At 59.6% G+C, this 21,145-nt stretch carries 15 protein-coding genes and 4 pseudogenes; 8 read left to right on the top strand and 11 right to left on the bottom strand.

Features of this window, described 5'->3' with window-relative positions; genetic code table 11:
* Nucleotides 1-762 precede the first annotated feature (762 nt).
* From ACNJX8_RS09225 to ACNJX8_RS09210, 4 genes are all read right to left on the bottom strand, one after another.
* A complete protein-coding gene (locus ACNJX8_RS09225) occupies nucleotides 763-2,394 on the bottom strand; it encodes a long-chain-fatty-acid--CoA ligase (RefSeq protein WP_439360349.1) in 1,632 nt (543 codons plus the stop codon).
* A gap of 941 nt (nucleotides 2,395-3,335) precedes the next feature.
* Entirely contained in the window at nucleotides 3,336-3,662 is a 327-nt protein-coding gene (locus ACNJX8_RS09220) for a hypothetical protein (RefSeq protein WP_439360348.1), read from the bottom strand.
* Nucleotides 3,659-3,934 (bottom strand): FAS1-like dehydratase domain-containing protein, encoded by a 276-nt coding sequence (locus ACNJX8_RS09215; protein WP_439360347.1) that lies wholly within the window; start codon nucleotides 3,932-3,934, stop codon nucleotides 3,659-3,661. Before ACNJX8_RS09215 ends, ACNJX8_RS09220 begins: the two co-directional genes overlap by 4 nt.
* Nucleotides 3,935-3,937: 3 nt before the next feature.
* A complete protein-coding gene (locus ACNJX8_RS09210; RefSeq protein ID WP_439360346.1) occupies nucleotides 3,938-4,204 on the bottom strand; it encodes a hypothetical protein in 267 nt (88 codons plus the stop codon).
* A gap of 129 nt (nucleotides 4,205-4,333) precedes the next feature.
* On the opposite strand from ACNJX8_RS09210, the gene ACNJX8_RS09205 reads away from it, so the two are divergent.
* The 5 genes and pseudogenes from ACNJX8_RS09205 to ACNJX8_RS09185 all read left to right on the top strand — a co-directional run bounded on the left by ACNJX8_RS09205 (nucleotide 4,334) and on the right by ACNJX8_RS09185 (nucleotide 9,185).
* Nucleotides 4,334-5,446 (top strand): IS110 family transposase, encoded by a 1,113-nt coding sequence (locus ACNJX8_RS09205; RefSeq protein ID WP_128943091.1) that lies wholly within the window; start codon nucleotides 4,334-4,336, stop codon nucleotides 5,444-5,446.
* Between the two features lie 356 nt (nucleotides 5,447-5,802).
* A complete protein-coding gene (locus ACNJX8_RS09200; RefSeq protein WP_439360345.1) occupies nucleotides 5,803-6,012 on the top strand; it encodes a hypothetical protein in 210 nt (69 codons plus the stop codon).
* Nucleotides 5,936-6,817: an IS5 family transposase gene (locus ACNJX8_RS09195; RefSeq protein WP_439360344.1), complete on the top strand. Its 882-nt coding sequence runs from the start codon at nucleotides 5,936-5,938 to the stop codon at nucleotides 6,815-6,817. Before ACNJX8_RS09200 ends, ACNJX8_RS09195 begins: the two co-directional genes overlap by 77 nt.
* A gap of 81 nt (nucleotides 6,818-6,898) precedes the next feature.
* A pseudogene (locus ACNJX8_RS09190) lies at nucleotides 6,899-7,219 on the top strand (hypothetical protein); the annotation flags it as partial.
* Nucleotides 7,220-7,919: 700 nt separating this feature from the next.
* On the top strand, nucleotides 7,920-9,185 hold the full coding sequence (locus ACNJX8_RS09185) for an NAD(P)/FAD-dependent oxidoreductase (protein ID WP_439360343.1): 1,266 nt from the start codon (nucleotides 7,920-7,922) through the stop codon (nucleotides 9,183-9,185).
* 879 nt (nucleotides 9,186-10,064) lie between these two features.
* Here ACNJX8_RS09185 and ACNJX8_RS09180 read toward each other — a convergent pair.
* The 3 genes from ACNJX8_RS09180 to ACNJX8_RS09170 form a co-directional block, all read right to left on the bottom strand.
* Nucleotides 10,065-10,823 (bottom strand): amino acid ABC transporter ATP-binding protein, encoded by a 759-nt coding sequence (locus tag ACNJX8_RS09180; protein ID WP_439361857.1) that lies wholly within the window; start codon nucleotides 10,821-10,823, stop codon nucleotides 10,065-10,067.
* A gap of 85 nt (nucleotides 10,824-10,908) precedes the next feature.
* Complete coding sequence (locus ACNJX8_RS09175; protein WP_439360342.1) at nucleotides 10,909-11,571, bottom strand: amino acid ABC transporter permease; 663 nt, start codon at nucleotides 11,569-11,571, stop codon at nucleotides 10,909-10,911.
* Between the two features lie 199 nt (nucleotides 11,572-11,770).
* Nucleotides 11,771-11,995: a hypothetical protein gene (locus ACNJX8_RS09170; protein ID WP_439360341.1), complete on the bottom strand. Its 225-nt coding sequence runs from the start codon at nucleotides 11,993-11,995 to the stop codon at nucleotides 11,771-11,773.
* Nucleotides 11,996-12,631: 636 nt separating this feature from the next.
* Between ACNJX8_RS09170 and ACNJX8_RS09165 the strand changes: the two are divergent.
* A pseudogene (locus tag ACNJX8_RS09165) lies at nucleotides 12,632-13,299 on the top strand (IS5 family transposase).
* Between the two features lie 1,327 nt (nucleotides 13,300-14,626).
* Here the strand turns inward: ACNJX8_RS09165 and tnpC (ACNJX8_RS09160) are convergent.
* The 4 genes and pseudogenes from tnpC (ACNJX8_RS09160) to ACNJX8_RS09145 all read right to left on the bottom strand — a co-directional run.
* Nucleotides 14,627-15,582, bottom strand: a pseudogene (tnpC, locus tag ACNJX8_RS09160) (IS66 family transposase); the annotation flags it as partial.
* Nucleotides 15,583-15,716: 134 nt separating this feature from the next.
* Entirely contained in the window at nucleotides 15,717-17,369 is a 1,653-nt protein-coding gene (locus tag ACNJX8_RS09155; protein WP_439360340.1) for a class I adenylate-forming enzyme family protein, read from the bottom strand.
* A 638-nt stretch (nucleotides 17,370-18,007) separates the two neighbouring features.
* Nucleotides 18,008-18,319, bottom strand: coding sequence for a hypothetical protein (locus tag ACNJX8_RS09150; RefSeq protein WP_439360339.1), 312 nt, complete (start codon nucleotides 18,317-18,319; stop codon nucleotides 18,008-18,010).
* A gap of 246 nt (nucleotides 18,320-18,565) precedes the next feature.
* Complete coding sequence (locus ACNJX8_RS09145; RefSeq protein ID WP_439361856.1) at nucleotides 18,566-18,817, bottom strand: acyl-CoA dehydrogenase family protein; 252 nt, start codon at nucleotides 18,815-18,817, stop codon at nucleotides 18,566-18,568.
* Nucleotides 18,818-19,252: 435 nt separating this feature from the next.
* On the opposite strand from ACNJX8_RS09145, the gene tnpB reads away from it, so the two are divergent.
* Together tnpB and tnpC (ACNJX8_RS09135) are read left to right on the top strand one after the other, a co-directional pair.
* Nucleotides 19,253-19,606: an IS66 family insertion sequence element accessory protein TnpB gene (gene tnpB, locus ACNJX8_RS09140; protein WP_439360338.1), complete on the top strand. Its 354-nt coding sequence runs from the start codon at nucleotides 19,253-19,255 to the stop codon at nucleotides 19,604-19,606.
* Nucleotides 19,607-19,657: 51 nt separating this feature from the next.
* Nucleotides 19,658-21,065, top strand: a pseudogene (gene tnpC, locus ACNJX8_RS09135) (IS66 family transposase); the annotation flags it as partial.
* Between the last annotated feature and the right edge of the window lie 80 nt (nucleotides 21,066-21,145).

Raw genomic sequence — 21,145 nt, 5'->3', positions numbered from 1 at the left:
CAGGGTTAATGCTGCGTCGTACCGCGAAGGGCGGCTCATGCAGCCCATCCATAGGCCGCTCCAAAATGCCTAGGCTATTTGTCTACCATCGACTGGCAGCCCCAGCTTGGCCACCATTTCCTTGTTTTGACTTCCTTCCGGGCAGGCCAGCACGATCCGGGCCCTCATAGCCAGCGCCAGCGTCGTCTTCCGCCGCATGTCAGCGACGGTCAGTTTAGAGCGCTTATCATCGGTGTACAGAAATGCTAAAAAACCAATCAGGTCGCGCGGCGCCCCCGAGAATCTCGCCGGCAGGCGGGTCGGGCTCGTGCTTGGGCAAGAGCTCATTCGGGTCGCCGCGCAGGCACCCAAGCTGAATTGCTGGATCCCGCGGTCGTGCGGGCGCTCCCAAGTTCTGGAGAATCCGTCGATATGTGCGCAGCCTATCGGGCCGAGCCCCCGACTACAGGGAGGTCCACGCTCGACGAGAGATGGGGGACCAAGTGCGAGTGATGCCGCGGGCGCCAGCCCTCAAAGACGCCCGTCGTGCCATCATCAGGATGAGAGGGGACCAGAGAGCTTACCGGTCACTTTGGCATTTATTACCTGACGCCTTGCGGTACGCATCCACAGTCACCTCGGATTGCGTATCGTCCTGTCAAGGAACTTGCCTAACTGTGTGGTGGCTCTAGGTTCCTGGCAATGAAAAACTCTCGTCATCAACTGGAAGCGATTGACCTGTGAATTTGAATTGAAGCCTTGAAAACCTCTCGGCATACCGCCTCATCCCGGGAAACGCTCGCGTAGTTTCACCTTCCAAAACTTGCCAGTAGATGTTCGCGGTACGGCGTTGATAAACTCGTAGCGATCAGGCAATTGCCACTTCGCGAAGTTACGCGCGAGCAGATGTTGATCCAGCTCCTTTGTGCCTACCGGCTTGCCGCGCCTGAGCACGACACAGGCGAGCGGCCTCTCGTTCCATTTCTCGTCGGGGATGGCGATCACCGCAGCTTCGGCCACTGCAGGATGCTCCATTAGCACAGTCTCGAGGTCCGCCGAACTGATCCACTCGCCTCCGGATTTGATGAGGTCTTTGGTCCGGTCGGTGATACGCACGAAGCCGAGCGGGTCGACCGAGGCAACGTCTCCCGTGCGGAGCCAGCCGTCCCCGGTGAACTTGTCGTCGGTTACGGGTAGCTCATGGTAGGATCCCGTGATGAAGGGTCCCCGTACCTGGATCTCACCGACGCTCTTCCCGTCCCACGGCTGCTCGCCTTCCTCTCCCCAAAGTCGCAGATCCACAAGCGGCACGGGTACGCCGGCCATGGCAGCGCGCCGGTACTTCTCGTCGGCACCGGCGGCGCGCAATTCGGCCCGAACATACGATCTGGTGCAAACCGGTGAAGTCTCGGTCATGCCCCATCCTTGATCCAGCCACACGCCGCGCTCGTCGTAAGCGCGGATCAGAGACTCGGGCACCGCAGCGCCGCCTGTCATGGCGTGCATTGCCTTCGGCAACTTCCATCGGCCACGGTCAGGTGAGGCTTCGGATTGCGCCGCATCGAGTGTCTGCATTAACGTCATCCAGATCGTCGGCACACCGACGGCCAACGTGGGCGGTTCGATCTGCATCAGATCGAGAAGGTCATCGGCATGCAAATGCGGCCCAGGGAACACGAGCTTCGCACCCAGGTTCACTGCGCCGTAGGGAATTCCCCAGGCGTTTACGTGGAACATCGGCGTGATTGGCAACACGACGTCCGTGCTACACATAGCCCAGAAGTCGCCGAGGCTCGCCACAAGCGTGTGCAGGATTGTCGAACGGTGGGAATACACGACGCCTTTCGGGCGCCCTGTCGTGCCAGACGTGTAGCACATCGCGACTGGATCGGCTTCATCGTGCGCGGCGTATTCGAAACTGTCAGGATTCGCGCGTTGCAGCAGGACCTCGTAGTCTTGCAATTGGGTCGAGACCGCCGCGCCGGAGAATGGAAACACGATCACGTGTTCGAAGTGGTGCATGTGCGCGAATTGATGATACAAAGACAGCAGGACGTCATCGACGATCAGGAAGCGATCGTTGGCGTTGCCCGCGATCCAGCCGATCTCGGCGGGCGCCAGGCGCAGGTTGAGCGTGTGCATCACCCCGCCCGCCGCGGGGATGGCGAAGTAGCACTCCAGATGAGCATGGTGATTCCAGCACAGAGTCGCGACGCGGTCACCTTTGTCTAGACCAAGCCACCGCAGCGCCGACGCGAGCGAGCGCGTGCGTCGATAGAACTGGCCATAAGTGTGGCGGCGAAGGCTCTTGTCGGGCATGCGCGAGACGATCTCGTTTCCGGCGAAGATTTTTCCTGCGCGCTCCAGCAGGTGGTTGAGCGAGAGCGGCACATCCATCATGGTGCTTTGCAACATCTGTCTCCCTTCTGGTCAACGAAAGTGCGATGATCCGACAGGTTAGACACTATGCGCCCTGCGGAGCTGCCGGAACGACGCACCGGAGGCGAGAGTCCATGGCAATTTTCGGCGTAGGCACTCAGCCGAGGGAACTGGTAATATTGCAGACATGGTCTTAGCGTGGAAGAAGCAGGATCGCATTCCTGCTGATGATATGGTCGCGATCGATGCTCCCGCTACTATCTCCTTTCACAGTGTCGCTGGAGGTCCTGCCCTTCGAACCAACTAACCAGATCTTTGCATATCTTGCGCCTCAGGCGAGCTCGAACACGCCGGCCGCTACCATGCTTCCTCCGACGCACATTGCTACCATGACGCACTTCGCACCGCGGCGCTTGCCTTTGATGAGGGCATGGCCCGCCAATCGCGCTCCTGTCATGTTCCGCCATTGACATTGTAGATGGCGGGGTTGCTCCCGAGATGGTCCCGGCAGTAAAGAGCCTAGCAAGCAAAAGCCTTATGAGCTCCCACATCCCGTTATCATTAGTTTCGTGCCATGGTGCTTTAACAGCTTCGGAATTGCGTAGTGGAGGGAGCGCCCGAAGCTGAAGCAGCGGTAGTAACACCGGGGCTGCTGCTCTCGTCCAGACCAAGGCAACTGACTCTAGGGGGTAGCCGCACCTCCGTCTCCGCTTCGGACAAGAGACGACAGCCGCTCGTGAGGCGCTGCGTTATGATGACGCTAGAGCAGCGGATTTGCGTCACTTCAACTTGCACCCGTAGCATATCGCCGGCGAAGGCCATCGACTTCATCCTGAACGACAGTCGCGCGACGAAGGCTCGCGGTCCGGCCCAATTCATGACGGCACGCGCAAACAGTGCGCCGAAAGTCTGCCCGTCAATGACAACATTCGGTAACTTCATAGCACGGGAGAACTCATATCGTAGTGGACGCGGTGTCAGTCCCAGGTGGCGGCGCCATAGGCCATGAGGTCGACGCTCGCGAAAGTCTTCTCCAGGACTGGCAGCACCTCCCCTCCTGGACAATCGCGATGCTCTTGGTCGCTGATCATGCTTTTTCCATCGGCTGGTAGACGACGGTCTCGCAGTTGATAGCGACCGTTTTGCCCGCCGCATCTTTGTAGCGGGCGACCGAACTGACGAACAGCTGCGTGCCGCCACCCGAAGAAGCGCTCCACGATGTCTTTCAGCGTCCAGGTGACGGAGATGCGATCTTCGGGAAGGATCGGCCGCACAAATTCATAGTCGTTGCCGGCGCGGATCATGCGGCAGTCGGTGATGGGCAGGTTCCACTCGTAGCCGATGTAGCCGTTGGTCTCCGGTGGGAGTATTGGCAGGTCTCGCAGACAAGCCTTCGTGGCGCGATCACAGACGGATAGCCACCCTCCTGCGCGTAAGCTTCGTCGAGGTAGAGCGGGTTCTCGTCGCCCAGGGCAAGTGCGAAGTAGCGGATCAAGGCACGGCTGAGCTCCTCGCGCGCCGGATAGTGGACTTCGCGACCGATCCAAGCCTTAAGTTCGTCTGTCAGCAGCGCCATGGCTCATTCCGGAACGGCAAGGGCATCGACATCAATTTGCGTCCCAGGATGTAACAGGGCTTCGCTGATGAGGCCAGTCGAGGCGGGAAGCGGTTCCTGGAGCATCTTTGAGCGCAGGCTGCTGACCTCGCGATAGCGCTCAAGCGAAGCTGGCGTCACGTACTCGATTGTTTTGACCAGGTGACGCGGCTCGCCTCCGGCGGCCCGCACCAGCTGGAGGACGTGACCGTAGATGCATTCGGCCTGCGCGACGACGTCCCCTTTGTGCACGCCCGGCGGTGGGGTCTAGACCCTATGTTCGCCCTCTGAGGTGACGGGCGGCCCGCCCCGCGGCAAGCTCCTATCGAGGGTTGCGCCGGATGGTCCGGCGCCGAGCCTCAAGCATGGGGAGCGGGCCTGATGAACGATAGCATTTTCGTGGGGCTGGATGTGCACAAGGCGACGATTTCGGTTGCGGTGGCCGAAGGGATGCGCGGCGGGGAAGTTCGTAACTTCGGGATCATCCCCAATCACGCGGATCAGATCGACAAGCTGGCGAAGAAGCTTGGCAAGGGTGACCGGCAGGTAAGTTTTTGCTACGAAGCCGGACCCTGCGGATATGGCCTGCATCGCCAACTGACGGGACTGGGGCACAATTGCATCGTGGTAGCCCCCTCGCTGATCCCAATGAAGGCCGGGGATCGGATAAAAACCGACCGGCGCGATGCGGCGATGCTGGCCAAGCTGCACCGGAGCGGCGAGCTGACAGCGGTGTGGGTTCCGGATGCGGCGCATGAGGCCATGCGCGACTTGGTGAGAGCCCGCGCCACAGCGATGCGTGTGCTCGGCAAGGCGCGGCAACATCTCCAAGGCTTCCTGCTGCGGCATGGGCGCATCTATGCCGGGAAGAAGGGGTGGACCCTGGCTTATCGTCGCTGGCTCACCACGGTGCGCTTCGATCACCCGGCAAGCCAAATCGTTCTGCAGGACTACATTCATGCCATGACCGACGCTGAGGCCCGTGTGGATTGCTTGACCAAGCGGATCGAAGAGCTGGCGCCACAATGGTCGATGACGCCATTCGTTGAGGCCGTGCAGGCCATGCGCGGCGTCGCCTTCATCGTTGCCGTGACGGTGGTTGCTGAGGTCGGCGACTTCTCCCGCTTCGACAATCCCCGCCAGTTGATGGCCTTTCTCGGTCTCGTGCCGTCGGAGCATTCGAGCGGCGCCACCATCCGACGCGGCGGCATCACCAAGGCTGGCAACGCTCTGGCCAGGCGGGCTCTGATCGAGGGGGCATGGACCTATCGCATGCAAGCCCGCGTCAGTCGCAAGCTCCATGACCGTAACGAGCGTCTGCCACAAGCTATCCGCGATATCGCCTGGAAGGCCCAGGTCAGGCTGTGCGCCCGCTATCGCCGCTTGTCGGCGAGCGGCAAACCTAAGGTGATCGTCACCACCGCCATTGCACGCGAGATGGTCGGCTTCCTGTGGGCGATCACTCGCCAAGTACAACTCGGGCCGGCCGCCTGAAGAGCGCTGCTCGACCATATCGGTGCCCAGGGCAGGAGGCAGGGCGCGGTGGGGAATCCTCGTGGCCTGTTATGAGCCGGCATCGCCGACGCTCGCCCCCTAGACCGAGGCAGCCCCAAGACGAAACCACGGTCATGCGGTACCCAACCCGCGCATGAGAGCTTGATCAACCGTCGTCTTTGGCTCTGCCTCCTACCGTGGGCACCTTCGAAGTCCAGCGTCCGGGCGCTCAGCCGGAAGCGGCTCCGCTTGATCGAGTCCCTTGACAGCAAACATGAGAGCAGGCCGTTGAAAAAGGTGCTCGCCGCCGACCAGCGACGGTGATTCATTGGCTCCGACGAGATTGGAGATGATGCGTGCGCGGCGGCGACAATCGAACGGGCGAGCTGTTCAGCTACGTCGATCGGGAGGCGCGGGTGCGGCGTGACCATCCGCTGCGAGCGATCCGGACGATCGTGAACGAGGCGCTGTCGACGCTGGAGCGCGAGTTTGCCGCGCTCTATTCGCCGGGGCCGTCGATCCCGCCGGAGAAGCTGCTGCGGGCGATGCTGTTGCAGGCGTTTTAATTCGATCCGCTCGGAGCGGCTTTTGATGGAGCGGCTGGAATACGACCTGCTGTTCCGCTGGTTCGTCGGAATTGGCGTTGACGACGCAGCCTGGGATCATTCGGTGTTCTCGAAGAACCGCGACCGGTTGCTGGAAGGCGACATCGCTGCCAAGTTCCTGGCGGCGGTGCTGGCGCAGCCCAAGGTGAAGAAGTTGCTGTCGAGCGATCACTTCTCGGTCGATGGCACGCTGATCGAGGCCTGGGCCTCGATGAAGAGCGTGAAGCCGAAGGATGGCTCTGGCGAGCCGCCGGCGCAAGGCGGCGGGCGCAATGCCGAAGCGCACTTCCATGGCCAGAAACGCTCAAACGACACCCATGCTTCGACCACCGATCCGGATGCCAGTCTCTACCGCAAGGGAAAGGGCAAGGAGACGAAGCTGTGCTTCATCGGGCATGGGCTGATGGAGAACCGCCACGGCCTGCTGGTCGGCGCCTGCTTGACGCGGCCCGACGGGCATGCCGAACGGGTGGCCGCGCTGCACATGATCGAACCGCGTGCCGACCGGCCAACAGCGATCACGCTTGGCGCCGACAAAGCCTACGACGCAGAAGACTTCGTCAACGAGCTGCGCTCGATGAGCGTGACACCGCATGTTGCGCAAAACACCAGCGGCCGCAGCTCTGCGATCGACGGGCGAACGGCCCGGCACGGCACGGCACGGCGGCTATGCCATCAGTCAGCGCATCCGCAAGCGCATCGAGGAGGCATTCGGCTGGATCAAGACGGTCGCCGGGCAAGAGAAAACCCGATTCGGTGGCCGTGAACGCGTCGGATGGGCCTTTACCTTCGCTGCCGCCGCCTACGATCTGGTGCGGCTGCCCAAGCTGATCGCGGAGGCCGGCTGATGGCCAAGGTGCCCGGCTTCGCCAAGGCCTTTGCTGGCCGCTGGCGCATCGTCGAAATGGACAACTGCGACAGCGACTTCCTCGATCTCGTCGAACAGGCGCATCTCACCTTCAAGGGCAAGTCCGACGGTGAAATTGCCTTCGGTGCGCTGAAGAGCTTCCTCGATGTCCGCTACGGCGCGCGAGACGGTTCGGCTTGCGCGGAGTTCTCATGGGAAGGGCACGATGGGAACGACCCCGCCTGCGGTCGCGGATGGGCTATGATCGGCACTGCGGGCAGGCTCGTCGGCCACTTCTACATACACAATGGCGACGATTCCCGCAGAAATTCCCGTCTCGTCATTCCCATCTGCGCTTCACCTTCCCTCGGGCTAAGAATTGTCCTTGCATTAGGCGCCACCTACCCTGGCTTTTTAGTCTGTTAGTACACAGTTGGTCAGACACATACAGCTGCGCGGACATCGCCTTGACAAAGTTCTTCCGCACGGCGGCGCCAATGCTTGGCGCTTCTCCGCTTTGTGGAGCGAGGCTGTCCCGATTGCGACAGCTCGGAAACCATGCACCGAAAGACTGAAAGGCCAACGATCTTCGAAATCGACGATGCACACCTACATGACAGGATGCAGACGGATCTGGACCACACAATACTATCAGCGCTGGTAGGTTCGTTGCTGGGTTTTCTCAGCTAAGAAGGGAGACACGCATCACGCAAGCTAAGTTCAAGTCACTTAGTATTATCCACAAATCGCGCAATCTGAGAGAAGCGTTCTTGGTCAATGAGCCATTCCGGTCGTGGGACACGATACACCAGCTCGGCTGGAGATGAAATCATAACAACCCTGCGCAGAATAGCTGTCCCATAAAACCTGTATTTGAAACGGTCATAACCAAGGTCTCGGCTAGCTGGTCGGCAGGCCAAGCGGCTTTGCTCGCCTCGTGAACTAACCTCAAGAAGTTAGCGGCGCCCATGAGACGCGCAAAGTAGACGAAGAAGAAGAACGCTTCTAGGAGATTGGCGGAATGCCGGCGGTTTTTTCAGTCTTAGAGCAGGGGAAAATCGACGCCATTGTAGTGGGCGCAGGTATAATCGGGGTGACGACGGCCTTGGCGCTCCAACAGCACGGGCTGAAGGTCATGCTGCTGGACGGCGCACAATCTGTCGGACAGGGATGTAGCTTTGGCAACGCAGGCGTGATCGCATCAAGCGCATTTCCCTTCAGCGCTCATTATCGCATGGCCGACCTTCCAGCAATGTTTTTAAAGCCGAGTTCACCTGCCGCCCTCGATTGGGCCTCAGCTCCGCGCCTCCTGCCATGGGCTATCCAATATGCCAAGGCAACTCGACCGGACATTGTTCGGCGCGACACGGGCCTACTTCATGAACTCTGCAGGGACGCGCTGAAGTCGTACGAACAGCTACTTGGCGCTGATCTACCGCCCATCAATAGATGCGGCTACCTCATCGTGCATCATGCTCCTTCCGAACTTTACGTAGCAGCGCGTCTCAACTCAATTCGTGCGTCCCTAGGCGTGGACGTCCGAATAGTTGCTGGCCCAGATCTTGTCGAGCTGGAGCCTGCCGTCAGCAACGTAGCGGTCGGTGCTACTTTTTTCGACGGCGCGGTTCACGTCCAAGATCCAGCAGCATTCGTTACCAGTCTCGCGGACGTGTTCACGCAACGCGGCGGTCGCATCCGGTGCGATCGAGTCGAAGGCCTGGAAAGCGGGGGAAAAGGAAAGGTGAACGTCAGAGGTGCTCGCGCGCACTACTCGCCGGCGGCCGTGGTCCTCGCGGCCGGAGCGCACACAAACCAACTTCTGGCTGGGTGCGGTCATCGCATTCCGCTCGCTGCCGAAAGAGGGTACCATTTGGAGCTGGACATCGAGCCTGAATTTATCTTTCGGCCAATTGCACTACAAAACTTGGGCGTGATACTTGCGCCCAGTCAACTCGGAGCCCGAATTGTTGGCATCAGTCACTTCGGCTCGCCAGGTTTGCGAGCGCGGCCAGGACTGCTATCTTCGGGGCTACAACGTCTGCGCAGACTGTTTCCCATGCTCAGACCCCGGCCCGGGTTCGAGGTTTGGAGTGGAGAGCGTCCGACTACACCTGACTCCTTGCCGATCGTCGAGCGGGTCCCGGGACATCGCTCTATTTTCGTGTCCTGTGGTCACGGACACCTAGGACTGACGTTAGCTGCCGTTACAGCGCGGGTCACTGCCAACATAGTTACTGGCATTTCGTCCAACTATTCGAGCCAGCTCAGCTCAAGGCGCTTCGCTTGAAGTGAAAGAGGCCGTAAACGGTAACGCAAGACACATGACAGACCTTGCAAACAATGGCCGTGGCCGCACGCTCGAGGGTAACATTGTGGCTTAGACGACGAGAAGCGCAGCCGCTTTTCCGACAACCAGTACTCGGAGTTTCCGGAGAATCACTAGGCAGATATTTCGATCGTCGATCTATGCCGCAATGATTTGATTTAAGTGGAAAGCGAAGTTCGGCGGAATGCTGCGGGATCTTACGTACGCCGCACGCAACCCTCACGGGCCGCCACCTTCACATCGTCCCGAGCATCTCCCTTGATCACATCAGCTCTCTTCGCGGCAACCATGATCGTGGCCGCATAGGTGTTGGCTGATGGCACACTCGGCATGATTGAGGTGTTGATTACCCACAGACCGGATTGATGGCGGAGTGTTGCATGATCTTACGCGCGATCTGCATGCTGGCCACCGCTCAGTCGCGGTCGGCTTGTGTCGAGAGGAAATCCGGCCCGATAGAACCGATGAGTTGATATGAATTGATCGCGCGGCAGCCCGGCATCGGTCACGATGTACCGGTGCCGACCAGCGCAATGGCATTGAACGCCCCCTACGATTTTGAGGCATTCAGATGCCTCCGCGTTTGCACGCTTGAGCGCAACCTGCCACTCGAGCTAAGAGTCGATCTGCCGCACACTAAGAGCGCAAGCTGCATGCCTTTCTAAAAAGTCAGGCAAATTGACTCATTGCGCAGTCAGGGGTCCGAGGTGATTCTTAGGACTGCCGCAAGCCCCCAAGGACGTGCAAGCTGGCTTTGCGCACTATCGCACGAACTACAACCAAGGCCCATATCAGACCCTATCAGATGGACAGTTTAGTTATCCAGGCACGTAGCCAGCCTCAGGGGTTCAACGCAGACCGTAGAAATGACCGCGTGCGCGCGGATTCGGGATTGCGGAAGATCTTGTCCGGGGAACCATGTTCGATAATGCAGCCCGAATCGAAGACAGCAATGCAGTCGGAGACCTCACGTGCGAACCGCATCTCGTGCGTAACAATCAGCAGAGTCACCTTGCTCTCGTGCGCTATGTTGCGGACCACATCGAGAACTTCCCTGGCAAGTTCAGGGTCCAGCGCTGAGGTGATCTCGTCAAGGAGGAGTATCTCGGGATTCAGAATCAGCGCTCGCGCGATCGCGATGCGTTGTTGCTGGCCCCCAGAAAGCTGGGCAGGATACGCGTGCACTTTGCTGTCTAAGCCCACCATCCGGAGGTAATCAAGGGCGCTCTTCTCAGCATGTTCTCTGGAGTTCTTCAACACGGTCATTGGCGCCAAGACCAAGTTCTGCAGCACGGTCAGATGCGGAAACAAATTGAATTGCTGGAACACCATGCCGCACCGGCGGCGGATACGCTCCTCCTGCGCGCTCGAGATCGGTCTACCAGCCGCATCGAGGAGGATGCTCTCACCGAAAATCCTTATGTCGCCACTGGTAGGCTTATCGAGAGCCATCGCCAGACGTAATACCGTCGTCTTTCCTGAACCGCTCGGGCCAATCAGGCCAACCTTCTCGCCGGACCGCACTTTCAGGTCGAGATCGACCAGCGCGCGGTGAGCTCCGAAGGATTTAGAGACTTTTTCGAATTCGATAGCCCACATCGCCTGCTGCGATTGGGATGCGGATTCATCTGCCGCTACTCCGTCCGACGCTCCAGCGGTTATCAGCGCGAAGTGTTCTGCACTATTAGATTCCATATTGCTCGACATGTACGTCCTTGAATCGTGAAAGGAGATAAAGCAACGGCAGATTCATGCCAAAATAGATGAGACCTGCTAGGGTGAAGGGCTCAAGGTAGCGGAAGCTCTCGTAGCCGAGCACGTTGGCTTGGCCCATTAGTACCGGTACCCCAATCGCAAAAAGCACTGCCGTTTCCCGAAACATGCCGAGTACATAGTTGAGAAGGGCGGGGATGGAACGCTTGATCATCAAAGGAACAAGCACACGTTGCCATGTAGTATAGGGGCTTAAATGGAGCGCCACACACGCATCGCGCAGTTCAGGCGGGATCGTAATCAGACCGCCTCGGTACGCCTCTGAGCAATACGCGGCGTAGACAATGCCTAATACGCCAATTCCAATAGGTATTGCCGGAAGGGTAATTCCCACCTGCGGCAGGGCATAGAAGACAAAATACAGCATCACAAGGCTTGGCACACCCCGGAAAAGCTCGAGCCAAAAGCGCACCAAGCTCCGAGTAAGCCTGTTACTCGCACTCTCCAGGATAGCAATGAGCAATCCAACTGTGAGTGCAATCGCCGAGCTCGCGAGCGTCACCACCACGGTGTACCAAACTCCTTCCAAGAGGCTCGGCAGAATCTTCAGGACAAAGCCCCAGTCCCATGTCATGCGACGATTCCTGCACTGGCATCCGTTCCAAGAACGGCGTGGACCGAGAGGCGCGCGGCTCGCAACGTACGGTTCAGGGGCAGAACCCACTCACGCGCGCTAAAAGCGGCGCCGCAAAGAACGGTCAACACATCACCAGCCTTGGTGAGTTTCGCGGGCAGTTGGACCATATTAACTCCGTTCCTAATCCTGTACTTCTCTAGAGCTTCTGCAGCGTTCGCCGAGGTTGAGCTGATCCGAATGAATCGCGAAAGGCGCCGTCCTTCCTTTCGAGGTAAGACCCAAATACCGGTAATTGTTTGTGAACCACTATCTCGCCGCCTTTCTGCTCCGGATCACGGATGCTGAATTGACCAACGATTAACGCTTCCGCCCGACCGATGACCGTCGCAACGCCCGCCGAATGGACAGGAACGATCATCATTGGGCTGGGTTTTACCTCCCCTAACTAGTGTAGGCGGACTCACCCGGCGGCACCGCGACGTTGATATCGCGACGGGCGACATCTGCAAGGCTCGTAAGATGCTTCGGATTTGCGGCAGGAGGTATAGTCCGATTTGGCGTAAATAGGGCATCGAAAGCAACGCTACCTTACAGCGTTCTTCCGTGATGTGAGGCCGACGCCATCAAACTGTATGCCGGCCGTCCAGGCACCGAGGTGACAACAGGTCTCTCCGGTTCTGCAAGCGTTGGGAACGAATACCCGGCCAATATGAACAGCAGGACCAACAACAAGGACCTCGGTGCGAGGGCACAACGCCTACCTCGCCTTTCGATCAGGATCATTTTCTGCCTTCGATGCTAGCATATTCTCAAGGCATCATTCTCAATTGAAATGAACATGCACAACCCACCAATTCTGCCAGCAAGCATCTTCCTGATCCTTGGCATCGATGACACTCTTACGACTAGCGATTGCAGGCTTGTCGATTCTAAACCGCGCGGCTGACGAGTTTTAGCTGCGTGTCAGGAGGGGTAGGGGTTAGGTGTTGTGGATTCTAGCGATTCCCTTTTTGAGGCCAATCAGATCTAAGACTTCTTTTGGGAGGTGGCCTTAGGTGTGACGGATCGTTTGCTGCTGAGCGCGGCGGCCTGAAAGCGCATGGCGCCACCATTATAGGCCCGGCCTGCCCCGAAGGTTCGACCGGGCGCGGCAACGGATGTTCGTGGACGGGGTGCTTTGGATCGTTCGTACTTGCTCTCCTTGACGTGATCTTCCGGAGGCGTTTGGGACTGGAACAGCGTGTTCCGGCGCTTCGGTCGATGGAGCATCAAGGCTGTCTGGTGGCAGATCTTCGAGGCGATGTCCGACGATACGGACTTCGAATATCTGACCATCGTTTCCGCAATCGCCCGCGCGCATCAGCACGCCCCCGGGGCGAAAAAAGGGAGTCTGAAGATCAAGCTTGGGCGCTCGCGCGGTGGCTTGAGCACCAAGATACATATGGCCGTTCGCGGCTTGGACTTCCCGGTGCCCTTTGCACTCACCGTAGACCAAAAGGGCGATGCACGGCGGGGCGCCAAATTGTCGAGGGATTGCCTGCCGCGATCGCCGACGCCGCCCATGGCACCAACCAGCTGCGCCAAACCATTGCTCGCCCAAGGCGCACTCGCTGTCATGCCAATAAAGCTCGAACAATTCCGCAGCGTCGCAACCCGTTTCGAAAGACTAGCCGGCACTACCCTGCAGTCGCCACTCTCACAGAATCATTCCTATGGACGCGATAACTGGTCCACACAGCGTGGTCCGGGTCGGTTCGGTGCGGGAAGACGAGCGACTACTCTTGACTACCCGCCTTCTCTTTCAGTCCTAAGCTAGACGCCTTGCCGGCCGTCGCAATGGCTCGTACCTTTCATCCGACTATGCGGGCATCCGACCGATATCGGGCTCGTGACACTCCGCCTTCCCTGATCTCCTCGAAGAGCCGAGTTCCCGACGATATCGACTTCGTGGCTCATGTGCTCGAAGTGATAGACCCGGATAAACCCATCCTCGATCAACATTTCATCGAGATGTCGCACAGCCAATCGTCGTCTTTACGATAGCGTTCGCGCCTCGGTGAACGGTGGTGACATGATGGTGATGTGCATGGCCGCTCGGGCGGAGCTCGCTGATGTCAGCGTACAATTTCCAGTGAAGAAGCTCGTCGAGCCGACATGCCGGTAGGTGGCGATGCAAGCACGGACAATCGGCTTGCGGCTCGACGCCGCTATTTTGCTGTTTGTGCTGACTGTTGAACAGTGCGGAATGATTCTAGCCAGTTTTCGGTAGGCCTACTGACGCAGCGATCGTCGTCCTAGTTTCATTCGGCGTAGCCTAGCGTCTCACCACGTCTTAATGAAGGGCGAGTAGCGTGCTCATTTGGCTGAGGACCGATTTGACCATAAAGCCGATCACTTCGTTGGCAATCACGGTCGCAGGAGGCAGTTTACCACGGCAGCCTGGGCGGTGATGCGCGGCCGGCGGACGTCCGTCCGGGACCACCAGATAATCTGCACCGCCGCCAATACGCCAAACGGAATGATGTCCTGCAGCGCGCGAAAGGTGAGCCTACCTAGCGGCAGACTATATCTCCTTAAGGATGTTTCCGGCAAGATAGTTGCCACTCATCCTCCAAAATGCCTCTCGAAGCGCCGCTGTTCCTCGCTCGCAGCCTGGCAGGAAGTCGCTCGCCTTCTCATACTGCCGAGCAGCCGGACCCTCACATCGCCGTTCGCGACCCCGCCAGTTCCTACAGCAACTCGGGCAGTCCCAGGAATGATTGGCACTGGCAATCGCATCAGCGGAAACCGTTTTTCAGACGCGAACGGTATCACGTGGCGATCATCCGAACGAACATGTATCGGCAGATCAGTCCGCCGCGCTCCCACGGCTCATGACCCAGCCAAATTACATTCTTGCATGCGATCCAGCCGCAAGCCTCCGAGGAGAGACGCCTTGCGGTGGGACCTGATGGTTGAGAATTGTACGTTTGGACGTACGCATACGACGAAGGCCCCCTGGTTGCCGCGTACGCGCGGGCGTGGCGAGCTGTATGATAGCGTTGGGTGAAGGTCAGGCGGCTTGCTGATCGTCGGGCTTGCCGGCTTGGCACAGAAGCTTCCATTCCCAGGGAAGCAGTTCGTGCAAACGCGAAGCGGGAAGATCGGCGATCCGGGCGAGGACGTCGGCGAGGCAGGCTCAGGGGTCGACATCGTTAAGACGACAGGTCGTGATCATCGTCAGCATGATGGCAGCGCGGTCGGCGCCGCGTAGGCTGCCGGCGAAGGTCCAGTTGCGCCTTCCCAAGGCGCGCAACGCTCTTACGGCGGCGTTGTTGCTGAGGCAGATCCTGCCATCGTCGAGGAAGCGGGCAAAGTCGGCCCAGGGCCTGAGCATGTAATTCATGGGTTTCAGGACCTCGGAGGAGCGCGAGAGGGTTTCTCGCTCGCGCAGCAGCCAGTCGTGCATGTCATCGAGCAGCGGCTTACTTCTCTCCTGGCGCACGGCACGCCGCTCGTCGGCGCTGCGGCCGTTAATGGCGCGCTCGATCTCGAACAACACATCGAGGCGTCTGACAGCCTCCAGTGCGATCGGGGAGACCGGCTTGCCCTTGCGACCTTCCCTGGCATTCTTCTCGATGTCGGCCAGGTCGAAGAAGCCCCGCCGCGCATGGGCGAAGCAGAATGCCGGCGTGATCGGCATCGCTTTCTTTGCGGGTCGAACAACGGCTCGAAGCCGCTATAGCAATCGGCTTGCAGGATGCCGGCGAAGGCAGCCAGATGCTTCTGGGGATGCTCGCTCCGTCGGTCGCTCGAGGCGCAATAGACCGCCGCCGGCGGCGCTGGCCCACCATAGGGCCGGTCATCCCGCACATAGGTCCAGATCCGGCCGGTCGTGCACTTGCCCTTCCAAGATGCGGATGGTGGTGTCGTCGCCATAAGGCGCTCGGCTGCGAGTACATGACGCTCGATCAGCTGGAAGAGCGGCATGACGGCGAAGGTTCCGTGGCCGACCTGGTCGGCCAGCGTCTGCCGAGCCCCCCGCACGCGGGTATATGGCGAGCCACCTCACTTCCCAACCGCTGATGTCGAATGGATCGCGGGGACTCGACGGCGGTGGTCATGCTGGACCTGTTCATCGCGTTCCGAGCTGAGGGGCAGCCTCAGCGCCAGCGCTTCTCCTTACTGTCATAGGAGCCGGAAACCGGATCGCTGACGTTGACTAACTCACGTTTAGTAACTTTATTGCTTGAGGTGGTTCTCGGAAGTGCCGTAGTGAAAGCGATGTATCGGGGCACCTTGAATGCAGCGAGGCGAGTACGAGCATGCTCGAGAACTCGCTCCACCGGCAAATCGGCTGGAGTGAGACCTTCCTTCAGCTCCACGTAGATCTTGACCTCCTCGCCACACTCGTCATCGGGAACGGGCACTGCGGCCACATCGGCGATCTCAGGGATATCGCGTATGATGGCCTCCACCTCGTGCGCGGAGATGTTCTCGTCAGGCGCGCGCCGAATCATGTCCTTCTTGCGCCCCATGAACCAGTAAAAGCCCAGTTCGTCCCGACGCAAAAGATCACCCGTCTTGAACCATTCGCCTTCGAAGGCGGCAGCATTCGCTTCCGGTCTATTCCAGTACCCTTTGAAGATCGCACGTCCCTTCACCCACAGCTCGCCGACTTCGCCGGGCGGCGTGGGGCCACCATCCTCGTTTATCAATCGTAGCACTCGAAAAGGCGAGCGAATCCCGACCGAACCGGAGTCGTCCATCTCTTCGATGTCGGGCATCATAATACCGTACCCGATTTCGGTCATGCCGAACCCGCCCATGCTACGCACTCCACATTGCTTCCGGAATTTCCGTACCGTCTCAGGACTCCAGCTGTAGGGTTGTCCGACCTGCTTGAGGCTCGTGAACGACCGGACAGCCACCGCTGGACGGCGAGCTATCGACTCGGGAAAAAGACACGACTCGATGCCGTACTTCTCGATCCAGCTGATGAATTGTGAGGCGTTGGGTTGCTGAGCTAAGTACAGCGTGCCGCCTTGTCGATAAGCCTTCAGAAGATGCCCTCGCGCATTGCCATAGAAGAAAGGCGATGCAGAAAGATACCTGCTGTATGGCTGAAAGTCGCAGTTAGCCGCCGTGTACGAGGTAACGCTCAGATAGTCATGCGTCAACATGCAACCCTTCGGAAAGCCAGTCGTACCCGATGTGTAAGCGATGATCAGTAGGTCATCGGGTCGAACATCCTCGTCCACCGGCAGGTGCTCCACGCCCTCGACCAATTGGTCGAGAGTAGTAGCGCCCCAGGTGGAGGGTTGTCCGACAAGAATCACTCGCTCCTTGGCGAGGTCCTGAGGCCACGGATCCATCGCGGAGAACACTGCCCATGCCGACTCATCGACGATCGCGAATTTCGCCCGCGTGTCACTCATAACGTATTCGATCTCCCGCGGCGTATAGAGCATGTTGACCGGGACCATCACCGCACCGAGCTTTGCAAGCGCGAACCACAAGATCGGAAACTCGAGTCGATTGGGGAGTACCACGCCAACTCGATCGCCCTTGCGCACTCCGAATGCGCGCAACGCATGCGCGTATTTGTTGGAGCTGCAGTCCATCTCGGAGTAGGTCGCGCGTTCGCCACGCTCGAAGACGTCGAGAACCACCGTTGATGCGTGCGTTCGCGCACGCATTGAAACCAATTGCCCAACTGTGGTGCTTTCAAATGCGGATTCCAGCGCTTCGATCCTGCGCAAAGCATTTGCTACGCGGTCGTGTAGTTGGCTTCGTGAGGAGTTTGCACGGGCCATCGTAGGACTCCTTGGGAGTTCAGGGGAAGGACGAGTCAGCACGCAGGCGCAACTCTTGAGAGCCCGCTGCGACAGCAGAACCAGCACCGGCCTCGCGCCTGCCTTACTGGCACGCTTAAGGACGGCACGACCGCGAATCACGCGCGCCGGAACTTGTGTCAAGGCGCAACTGTTTGGGTGTCTCGCGCAAAGGACCGACTATGGCTGCCATTGCTCTTATCCTGTCGTTTATGAGGTTCTACACAGTCCTATCGTTTATGAGCTTCTGCACAAGCTACACAGCTAACAAGGATCAAGACACTACCTATTCTGATAAGGGACTATTGCATCGACTACCGGGATAAGCGGCGTTGGCGTGATATCAGCTCCCCAACGACGGCAGCGCTATGAGCGGCAGTGGGCTCGATGTGGACTGCGGCTTACAACTGATGATGTTGCCGGCCAGCCGACGAGCTGGCAACCGTACGACCTTTCTTTTACCGAGCATCAGTAATAGCATGGTTCGCCACTCGCGACTAGAAACCTACTTCCATGTTGGTCATGACGGAGGCTATTGCTTCACCGATATTGGCGCCTCAGCGTGGCTTGCCACATCTCGGCGAACGGAACCTCAATCTGTCTATGACCCAGTCAGCAACCTAAGGGGCGTCGTCACTCATGTCCCTCACGGATGAGGCCGCCGAGGGCGGTGAGTCGACGCAGGTGATGGTCGGCATCGCCGAACGTGAGTCGATCATGGTGACGCGATTGAATAGTGCCCGATGCGGTACTCCATCGTCATCCCGACCCCGCATGGAGCTGGATCGACTCACAGCCGATCGTCTTGCCGACTGGCCGATCTGCGCCTTCGCCGCTGACAGCGCCGGCTCCCGCGCTATCTGGTCATTTGCGCCCGCCATCATCGTGGCGTACATGGCCATCGAGCGCGATTGCTCCAGTTCGACGAACATGTCGACGGCCCGGTGCTGCAGTACCTGGAACGAGGCGGATCGTCGCGCCGAACTGCCTGCGGGTCTTGAAATAGGCAGGGGTGATCACCTGCATTTTCAGCGAAGCAGCCGATCGCTTCAGCGCAAAGGGCCACAACGGCCTCGTCTGCTACCCGAGCAATGACCGGAGAGGCACTCGCCGGATGGCCAATAACGTGGTCTGCTTCGGCACGCACGTTATCCATCGTGATCTCGGCTGCACGTAGCCTATCTTGGGTCTGATAGCCGCGGCGTAACGCCAGGTGCATTGCCTTTAATCAGGAAAAGCCCGACTCCGTCCTTATCGCGCGCTGTACCGGCCGTCCACGCCGACACGACGATCTTGTCGGCTGCCGCGCCGTGGAGCACGAGGCTTTTCATGTCGTTGAGTGTCCACCCGTCACCATCTTTCGTAAGCGTGGCGTTGAGGCCCTTGAGAATTTTTGTACTCAGTCCTGAGAGCACCGCTAGAAGAGTCATCTTCTGCAAGGGTGCTCACAATGGACGACCATTCGGACGACATAAGACGACCGTTGTCACCGCGTATCGAAGTGTACGCAGGCGCAGGTCGAAAGCGCTGGCCGGACGATTTGAAGGCACAGATTGCCTCGGAAAGCCTCGAGCCGGGGCGATTGTCACAGATGTCGCGCGTCGCCATGGGTGCCGGCCCCAGCAGGTGCACGACTGGCGGCGCCGGGCGCGTTTGGGCCAGTTGGTGCTGCCGGCTTCGGCGGACACGCTGTCGTTCGTACCGGTGGTGTCGGAATCGGCGCTACCGGCGGCCGCAGAGCCCACCGGGTCGCCGGAAGCAGCCGTAGTTACGGTTGAGCTCCAGGGTGCACGAGTGGAGGTGCGGGGGACGCCTGGCCTTGCTGTGTTGAGCGATGTGCTCCTGGCACTGCGACGGACACGTTCATGCTGACGATGCCCGCGAGCCTCATGATCTATGTGGCGACGCAACCTGTCGACTTCAGGAAGGGTGCGGAGGGCTTGGCGCTGCTGGCTAAGGAGACGCTGGGCCATGACCCGATGAAGGGCGTGGCGGTGGTGTTCCGTGCGAAGCGCGCCGATCGGGTGAAGATTGTCGTCTGGGATGGCAGCGGCCTTGTGATGTACTGGAAGCGGCTTGATGGCAGTAGCTTCAAATGGCCTCCCATCGTGGCCGGCGTGATGCGGATGAATGCGGCCCAGCTGTTAGCACTTCTGGCCGGCATGGATTGGACGCGCATGCACGCGCCTCGAATCCCGCAGCCAAAGGCGCTTGCGTAAAAAAACAAATCATCGCTGCATCGAGGCGCGAAGCATGGCAAGCTCGGGTCAATGAGTGATTTGCCCGATGAGCTGCCAAGCGATCCAGCCGAGTTGCGTGTCTTTGCCGCGGCTCTGCTGGATCGCTGCGCCAGGCTCGAGCGGTTGCTCAAGCTTGCGAAAGATGCGCAGTTCGGTCGGTCCTCGGAAAAGCTGGACGCTGATCAGCTACAGCTTGTTCTGGAGGACATCGAAGAAGCCGTCGCGGCTCTCGAAGCAACCGAGGATCGCGCCAATCCCAGAGTTTGCGAGAAGAGGACCGCCGCGCGCAGGGTCAATCGTGGCAAGCTGCCCGAGCATTTGCCGCGCATCATCGAAACCCTGATGCCCGCTGCAACCTGCTGCCCGTGCTGCGCAGGCGTCCTTTTTGAGATCGGTCACGATGAGAGCCAGAGGCTGGACGTCGTTCCGGCCCAGTATCGCGTCATCGTCACCCGCCGGGCCAAGCTGGCCTGCCGCGCCTGTCACGGCGTCGTCCTCCAGCACGCCGCGCCCGAGCGACTGATCAGGGGAGGATTGCCCACCGAGGCGCATGTGATCGACGCGAAGTATCATTGGCATTTGCCGCTTTACCGCCAGGCGCAGATGCTTGCGACGCACGGAATAGCGCTGGACCGTTCCACGCTCGCCTTCTGGGTCAGCTATGCCGCCCAGGAATTGAAGCCCCTATGGCATCGTCTGCGCGAGCTTCTGCTCACCTCCTCGAAGCTCTGTGTCGATGAGACCCCCGCACCGGTGTTGGATCCGGGACGCGGCAGGACCAAAACCGGCTACTTCTGGGCGCTCTCGCGCGATGACAGGCCCTGGGCCGGACCTGACCCACCTGGGGTGGTCTATGCCTATGCACCGGGCTACGGCGCCCTGACTTGCGCTTGCTCGAGGGCTATCGCGGCATCATCCACTGCGACGGCTATCAGGCTTACAAGACCATGACCCGAGAGACGCGTGCGGACGCCCTCTCCGGGACGCTCGCCTTCTGCTGGTCGCATCTGCGGCGCCAGTTTGTGAAGATCGAGCGGGAGGCTGCGCTGGCGCCAGCTCCGGTTGCCCGCGAGGCCCTCGAGCGCATCGCCCAGCTTTACGCGGTCGAGAAAGCGCTCCGCGGCCGAGCGGATACCGAGCGCCGTGCTGGCAGGCAGGCGCATGCCCGACTCTGGCTACAGCCTCGAAGCAGTGGTTTGAGGCCAAGCTTGATCACCTTGCGCAGAAGAGCGACACGGCGAAGGCTTTGCGCTATGCGCTGCGGCATTGGGAGGGGCTGACGCCCTACCTTGATGATGGTGGGCGCATCGAGATGGACACCAAGGCTGTCGAGCGTGCGACGCGGCTGATCAAGCTCAACGCCAAGAACTCTCTTTCTGCCGGTTGCGACGAAGGCGCCGAGAATTGGGCGTTGCTGGCTTCGCTCATTGAGACCTGTCTATGCCGCACTCGGCATAAGGCCGTTTATGCCGCCCGCCGAACTATGCCGAACGGATTTGGTCTGGCACGCCGTTGTCA

Origin of the sequence: Bradyrhizobium sp. SPXBL-04, from assembly GCF_051853035.1 — a bacterium.
In the GTDB taxonomy this organism is placed as follows: domain Bacteria; phylum Pseudomonadota; class Alphaproteobacteria; order Rhizobiales; family Xanthobacteraceae; genus Bradyrhizobium; species Bradyrhizobium zhanjiangense.
This window is presented reverse-complemented; position numbering and strand designations above follow the sequence as displayed.

What these genes read in the sequence shown, in the direction of transcription:
- ACNJX8_RS09225 (WP_439360349.1), bottom strand. Translation starts at nt 2,394, where the DNA reads ATGTTGCAAAGCACCATGATGGATGTGCCGCTCTCGCTCAACCACCTG.
- ACNJX8_RS09220 (WP_439360348.1), bottom strand. Translation starts at nt 3,662, where the DNA reads ATGATCCGCGCCGGCAACGACTATGAATTTGTGCGGCCGATCCTTCCC.
- ACNJX8_RS09215 (WP_439360347.1), bottom strand. Translation starts at nt 3,934, where the DNA reads ATGGCGCTGCTGACAGACGAACTTAAGGCTTGGATCGGTCGCGAAGTC.
- ACNJX8_RS09205 (WP_128943091.1), top strand. Translation starts at nt 4,334, where the DNA reads ATGAACGATAGCATTTTCGTGGGGCTGGATGTGCACAAGGCGACGATT.
- ACNJX8_RS09185 (WP_439360343.1), top strand. Translation starts at nt 7,920, where the DNA reads ATGCCGGCGGTTTTTTCAGTCTTAGAGCAGGGGAAAATCGACGCCATT.
- ACNJX8_RS09180 (WP_439361857.1), bottom strand. Translation starts at nt 10,823, where the DNA reads ATGTGGGCTATCGAATTCGAAAAAGTCTCTAAATCCTTCGGAGCTCAC.
- ACNJX8_RS09175 (WP_439360342.1), bottom strand. Translation starts at nt 11,571, where the DNA reads ATGACATGGGACTGGGGCTTTGTCCTGAAGATTCTGCCGAGCCTCTTG.
- ACNJX8_RS09170 (WP_439360341.1), bottom strand. Translation starts at nt 11,995, where the DNA reads ATGATGATCGTTCCTGTCCATTCGGCGGGCGTTGCGACGGTCATCGGT.
- ACNJX8_RS09155 (WP_439360340.1), bottom strand. Translation starts at nt 17,369, where the DNA reads ATGGCCCGTGCAAACTCCTCACGAAGCCAACTACACGACCGCGTAGCA.
- ACNJX8_RS09150 (WP_439360339.1), bottom strand. Translation starts at nt 18,319, where the DNA reads ATGTTCGTCGAACTGGAGCAATCGCGCTCGATGGCCATGTACGCCACG.
- ACNJX8_RS09145 (WP_439361856.1), bottom strand. Translation starts at nt 18,817, where the DNA reads ATGACTCTTCTAGCGGTGCTCTCAGGACTGAGTACAAAAATTCTCAAG.
- tnpB (WP_439360338.1), top strand. Translation starts at nt 19,253, where the DNA reads ATGCTGACGATGCCCGCGAGCCTCATGATCTATGTGGCGACGCAACCT.